Source organism: Delftia sp. JD2 (assembly GCF_001682645.1).
GTDB lineage: Bacteria > Pseudomonadota > Gammaproteobacteria > Burkholderiales > Burkholderiaceae_C > Comamonas > Comamonas acidovorans.
Genome location: NZ_LFJT01000003.1, coordinates 211,107 through 218,024 on the forward strand (window position 1 = coordinate 211,107; position 6,918 = coordinate 218,024).

4 protein-coding genes are annotated in these 6,918 nt (G+C 55.6%); all 4 read left to right on the forward strand.

The annotated features are described in order from the left end of the window. The first annotated feature begins 226 nt into the window (after window positions 1-226). Entirely contained in the window at window positions 227-1,384 is a 1,158-nt protein-coding gene (locus ACM14_RS03095; RefSeq protein ID WP_046987402.1) for an AAA family ATPase, read from the forward strand. Next, window positions 1,371-2,633: a hypothetical protein gene (locus tag ACM14_RS31320; protein ID WP_139093360.1), complete on the forward strand. Its 1,263-nt coding sequence runs from the start codon at window positions 1,371-1,373 to the stop codon at window positions 2,631-2,633. The genes ACM14_RS03095 and ACM14_RS31320 overlap by 14 nt, the downstream gene beginning before the upstream one ends. Before the next feature lie 1,800 nt (window positions 2,634-4,433). Next, a complete protein-coding gene (locus tag ACM14_RS31325) occupies window positions 4,434-5,369 on the forward strand; it encodes a hypothetical protein (protein WP_139093361.1) in 936 nt (311 codons plus the stop codon). Between the two features lie 965 nt (window positions 5,370-6,334). After that, window positions 6,335-6,918, forward strand: a 584-nt coding sequence (locus tag ACM14_RS03105; protein WP_368072931.1) for a ParB/RepB/Spo0J family partition protein, incomplete at its 3' end; no start/stop codon positions are given.

The window sequence follows — 6,918 nt, forward strand, 5'->3', positions numbered from 1 at the left end:
AGTGGTTTCATAGAATCCTTGCTTCTGCCGTCCGACCAAGCAAGCCCCGACCACCAGAACCCAACCCATCTCTGATTGTTACAGGCAAGAACGCGTCTACTGAACTTATGCTCCGTGTGTCCGGTTTATAGGTTTTTTTGCGAAGTTGCCACTTTTACCTATAAATTTGCTTGACCAGACCCTGCCGGAGCGTACAAAATTCGCCCCATCATCCATAGGCCGTGACATGACTCAAGACGCTCCACGCAACACGTACGCCAAGATCGACGCACTCAAGTACCGCACTCGCGCCGCTTGCGCGCTGCTGGGGGTCTCTGATGTGACGCTCCGCTCCTACTCGGAGAACTCAGGCATCGAGATTCAGCGCGCGGCGACTGCAGTCGCGGTTCGCCTCTTCGACATCAACACGCTTTTTCGCCTGACCGACTGGCGCCGCGCGAGCGGCCTGGTGAAGGTGCCGAAGCAAGCGGGTAGGCCGGTCTTCGTGACTGTGGATGTGGTCAAGGGTGGGACCGGCAAGACTACAACTGCCGTCGAGACTGCTATTCACCTCCAGTTTCTGGGGTTGAGGGTGCTTGCCATCGACCTGGACGTACAAGCCAACCTCACCCAATGTTTCGGCTACGAAGACGACATCGTGTTGGAAGAGATTGAGCACTTCGGCGTCACGAAGGAGGCGCTGATCGAGCAGACATTTGCGAAGCTTGTCAAGCCCTTCATCGAGTACAAGCGCACCCGTCGTGCAATGCCTGACCTCACCGGCATGATCAAGAAGCCTTTCGGGCAGCATGGTCCTCATGTCATCGGGGCTGACACGTACTTGGGCGACCTGGAGCTCGACATCGCGAACTCTACTGGCCCCCGAGAAATGCTCTTCAAAGCGATGTTTGATCTGTCGCTCGAAGGGAAGATTCCTGGTTTCGACTTGAGCCAGTATGACGTGGTAATCATGGATTGCCCCCCGAACGTCAGCCTTACATCTACTGCTGCACTTGCTGCAGCCGATCTCGTTATTGCGCCCGTTCGCATGGACTCCTTCGCCGTCAAAGGTCTGCGCAGGTTAATCGGTGAAATCGAATCCGTGGAAGAAAGCTACAAAGTCAGGCCCGAGCTGGTGATTTTGCCAACTCATTATTCGCCTCAGTTTTCGCGGATCAGTCGCATGCAAGCTAGCGTGAACCAGTACGCGGACTCGCTGGCCCCGCATCCGATTTCCCTGTCTGAGGAGTTCCCCAAGGCCATCGAGAACTATCTTCCTCTGGCGCTGCAACGCCCGACGTCGAACGCTTCCAAGGAGTACCAAGTGTTCGCGGAGTTCATCCACGGCAAGATCTTGCAGATCGCGGCGACTAAGGCCAAGAAAGCAACTCATGAAACGTCGTAAATTTGCGCCTGTCCCCGACCCGCAGGAAGCGGGTGCGACGGCTCCCCCGCCTTCGTCGGCCGGCTCTCGGCCAAATAGGCTCGCCGTTCCGATGCTCCTTCCTTCGTTCTCGAACGCCAAACGAGCAGATGAAGCTGGGCAGGACGGTAGCACGGTGCAAGTGTCTGACCCGTCTGTAACTCCAGGCGAGCCGCATGACAGTCATCTTCAATCAGCGGCGGCGCAAAGCACGTTAGCGAGCACTGTGCAAGAAGTTGGACATGCGAGGCAGGACGGGAGCGACGCAGAAGAGCTCCTTCCTCCAGCGTCCCCAGTCGAGCACTCCAGCACGGATACTGTACAAACATACAGCCACGCACTTCCGACACCGACGCAAGATTTCTATTTTGCGGAGTTGGATGCGACCCTCATTGATCAAAATTCTCATCCCCCGCGCTCGCTGTATCTGGATGATGGCATCCGTGTCATTGCAGACTCCATGCGCGTCGATGGCCAGCGAGATGCGATCCACGTCATCCCCAATCCCGCAAAGCCCAATCGTTACATCATCGGCGACGGTTGGACTCGGGTCCTCGCCACACGCTCGTACAACTTAAACAATGGTGTTCTGCTTGCCAAGGTTCACACCAACCTCTCGGAAGAGCAGGCTTCGTGGCTTGGATACTCCCAAAACAAGGACCGGAACGGGGCAACCGACTATGACCTAGGGGTCTACTACCAGGGCTGGAACGCCTCCGGTATGGATTGGGACGAAATCGCCACTAGGGCGGGTGTATCTAAAGCCCAGATGTCCTACTACGCGGCCTTTACCAAGCTGGAGTCTGATGTGCTTTCGCTAGTGAAAGCTACCCCTCAGCGGTTTTCGGCCAATGTTGCTTATCATTTGTCACGTCTTCAAACCCAAGCAGGCGTTTCGGTCGCGGCAAACCTCGCGAACAAGTTCCTTACGAATGAGCAAACGATCAAGTGGCTAAAGGAGCAGGTTGATGATGCTCTTGAAAAGCTTGGACGACAGGGCCGTAAGCGCAACGATAGCAACACGGTGATGTTTCAGCGGCGCTTCTCCGTTGGACACTATCGGCAGCGAAAAAATGGTCAGGTTGAGATGGCCATCCAAATCCCTGACACATCTCGGGTCGCGGAGTTCAACCAGGCTATTGAAAGCTTGTTGAAGCAATATCTGGACCCTAAGGATCTGCCAGATGGCGTTCCTACCGGCGCGGCTCCCCCAGGCGATGCGCCTGAGTAGATCCTCTGTTATGCGCGTGTCCAGCCGCCTCGACCCTGCCAAGCCGCACCCCCAAGGTGTGGCTTGCTGTCTTTCAACCACTCCATTCCGGGAGTGGTTCATACGTATGAACCGGCACCACTCTTGGTTTCCGGTTCATACGTATGAACTGGAAGAAGACCGCCTGTCTTCACTGCCTCCGGCCGTGTTCGGCAGCTCACCCGTTGTTCGCACCTTCTTTGCGGGCCCGAATCGCGTCCTTTTTTCTGTATTTCGCTCACATCTATTTGATGATCGGTGCGACGCGCTCCCACGCGAGTCTGCCTTGTTCGACGTGTTGCAGTTCATACGTATGAACTCGGATGGCAAGGACCGTCCAGTTCATACGTATGAACTTGGGAGCGGATCGCCCGCCGAGGCTTTCGGCCAGCGGAGGGCTCATTCCCGACGCTGCTCCGAATGCTCCAAAGCTCAAGCAGCTGAAGATTACGCAAGCGATTCGAGCACCGATGTTGACGGCGGCTTCATGCCTGATGACTGGCTCTTGTCACAGTTCATACGTATGAACTTGGGTGGCAAGTGCCGTCCAGTTCATATGTATGAACTTGGGGATGGATCGCGCATCGAGTCGTCCGGCCTGGCAACCCTTTGCTCACCCCAGCCCGAACGCTCCGCAGCTCAAGCAGCTGAAGATTACAAAAGCGGTTTGAGCACCGTTGTTGACGGCGGCTTCATGCCTCATGGCTGGCTCTCGTCACAGTTCATACGTATGAACTCAGGTGGTATGCGCCGTCCAGTTCATACGTATGAACTTGGGGTTGGATCGCGCATCGAGTCGTCCGGCCAGGCAGCCCTTTACTCACCCCAGCCCGAACGCTCCGCAGCTCAAGCAGCTGAAGATTACAAAAGCGGTTTGAGCACCGTTGTTGACGGCGGCTTCATGCCTCATGGCTGGCTCTCGTCACAGTTCATACGTATGAACTCAGGTGGTATGCGCCGTCCAGTTCATACGTATGAACTTGGGGTTGGATCGCGCATCGAGTCGTCCGGCCAGGCAGCCCTTTGCCCACCCCAGTCCGAACGCTCCGCAGCTCAAGCAGCTAAAGATTACACAAGCAGTTCGAGCACCATTGTTGACGGCGGATTCATGCGTCATGGCTCGCTCTCGTCGCAGTTCATACGTATGAATCGCTCGTCCGCGCAATTGCCTTATGAGCAGGCCTTTGGAAATGAGTTCGAACCTGAATCTGATTCAGGTTCGAGGTGCGCGAACTTCGTCCTGGACGCGGCAAGTTCTGAGAGTGACGAGGCTTCCTCAGCTATATGGGGAAGGCGCACTGGAAGAACACAACATGTGCCAAAGACCACCAGGAAGCTACCGGTTCATACGTATGAATTTGGCTCGCCGCCGCCGGGGTTCGCCTACAGCTGCGCAGGAGCCCAGTTCATACGTATAAACCATGGCCCGGGGGGCACTTGCACCTTACCGACGTTGATGGTTCATACGTATGAACCATCAACGAGGGCGAGGATGCCCAACCTACCACCATCAGCTTCCGCACTCCCCCCAACCGAACCCCGCCACCGAGCGGGGTTCGGCGTTTCTGGAGTCCACGTTTTGGAGATTAGGCCCATGACTTAGCACAGGCAATAAAAAACCCCGGAAGCGCCAACTACCGGGGTTTCTGCACTCGTTAGACGGGTGCTGTGACGGAACCTGACTTCTACCGACGCCAATCGGAAAAAATCCAGACCACGGATTCAATAGTAAGTCGTTCCTCCAGCTCCGTCAAGGAATCGTGTCCTTATTCGGAGACTGCGATGGAAACGCTCGCACCTACAAACTTCCCGTACCTGATCACCAGGGCTTGCACAGCTCTGCCGCATACATCGGCCTTCCATGCAATGCCAGATGGATTCCTGCGCATCGTACTGCGCATAGTTCAAAAGATTGACCTGAAAAGCCCATACACGGGGATCTTTGCCTCTCGGGCCACCATTGCTGAAGAATCTGGGAAATCCATAGACTCGGTGCATAGAGCTGTCAAATGGCTCGAAGGCAACGGTTTCATTGAGCGCGAGCGTAGAGCATTCTTTGGAAACCGTGGCTCGACATCTCCTATAACACCAACTCGGAGCTTTCTGCTGGCCTTGAATTTGGTCGATCAGGAGGGAAAGCCTATTGCGAGCGCACAAGATCGGACTGGCCACCCTCTTAGGACTAAACAAGTCGAACCACCTAAGTCTCAAAGCTCTACGGCTGAGTCCACCAAGGCTGGGCGCTCCGCCTTCGTCAAAGTGGGTAACGCACTTCTTCCGAAGGAACTTGCCTGGCTCTGTGAGAAAGGTGTCAGTGCATTTGGTGTTCTCGCCCTGATGCGAGCGGCGAAAGATGCCCAACAGCGTCTTTCCGACATCATGCTGACCGCTAGAAAGTACGTTGAGGAGCTTCCTGCGAGGGAGATATTTGCCTATATCCGAAAGCTAATCGGATCAGGAAGGGATTTTGGATACTCTGCAAGAAAATCCGAAGAAATTGAGAAAACTACCAAAATTTCCGAATTTTTGGCAAATAAGCTTGAAGCGATGGAAGGGCGCCATTACATCGGTCGTAAGAACAACCGGGCGTTCTGCGTGGAAGGGGGGGTGCTCTATGAGGTGCAGCCAAACGGCACGCGCCTGGTTCACATCATCAGTGAGGCATTCGTCGAGGCGATCCATGACGGGCGGATTGTTCCCAAGCGAGACACTGAGTAAAGCCGGCGATCATGTGGGAACCTTGCAGCTTCAGTATCTGTATTTATGCAATCCTTCGGAAAACATCCCGTTGGGACCTTTAAAGTTATCCACAGGTCAAATTCCGGACGAGTCCCTATCGCTCAGACGATGCTGCAAACTGCAGCGTGCAACAGCGAGGACTTCGATGCTGCAGCAGACAACGGGTGGGCCACTGACATGGCTATCGTGACGAAGGGGATGCACCAGCTTAGTCACCCAGATGCAGGGACTGACCCATGCCCTCCAGCTGCAGTGGCAGGTTTAGAGCGCGTAGAGTCCAACACCAAGTACGAATGCAAGGAAGCCTTAGCAGAAAGGGCCGATTGCGACTGAGCGGCGACTGAGAGTTGAGTGGCAACCTGGATCCTCTATCAAATGGATTGGTTGCTACTGAAAGGCGACAGGGGACATACAGAATCACAACTGAGAGGCTGCCGATGGCAACACCGCTACTAAGCGATCACTGGGAATGCACTGGCCAGCAACAGGCACAGCGACACCCTCATCCTCATGTGAAGGCTGCAGGGGTCTGCGTCCGACATTCGCCATCGACGTTCAAGACCGCTGTGGGCTCCTCGCGGCCAGTTCACGCAGACCGTGGCCGCTGTTGTCCCATGCATTTCAGGGGCGCCGCCTGGCAGATCTCCCGTAAAACGCTATCGCTGTTACGCTTCCACCCGAAGGCGGTGCAACTCCCATAAACAACTAAACGCCCAATGCCCCATCCCTAACGTGCTGAATACATTGACTATTTTTGCAATTTAATTGTTGCAGATTGGCAATTAATTGTTATGCAAATATTGACTTAGGTAATTGTTGTAGTACGATCGCATTTACAGTCAACAGCTCTCGTGGGCTGTATGAGGAGCTTTATGGCGACAGCCGCAACCCCAACCATCCACAGGTCCTTCAAGGCGCAGGCCTCGCACTCGGAGCAGACGGGCGTGAAGAAGGACGATGTCTTCAAAATCCCGCCGCACCTGCTCTTGGAAGAGCCCGGCTTCAATCAGCGGGAGTATGACGATCCTCGTGTGGTCGCCAAGATCGAGGAATTCGCGGAGGCGTACGCCGAAGGGCGGTTCGTGCCGCACCTGGTGGTCCGCATCGACGCCGGCACGGGGAAGTTCTTCATTGTCGAAGGTCACCAGCGCGCCCGGGGTGCCATGCTCGCAATCTCGCGCGGCGCATCCGTCCCATTTCTCGTATGCATCCCATTTCGAGGCAACGATGTCGATCGGGTGAACTGCCAGCTGGACAGCCAAAGTGGGCTCAAGCTCACCCCGGTGGGCATCGCTCGCAACTATCTCAAGCTGGTCCACCTGGGCGCCACCGAAGAGGAGATCGCGAAGCGACGCAACAAGGAACTGTCGCATGTGCAGGGCATGCTGGTGCTGGCTGAGGCCCCGGCTGAGATTCAGCGGATGGTCAATATCGACCAGGTATCGGCTACCACTGCCATCGAGGTCCTGCGCGAGCGAGGCGACGGTGCTCTTGAGTTCTTGCGCAATAAGCTTCAGGAAGAGCAGGC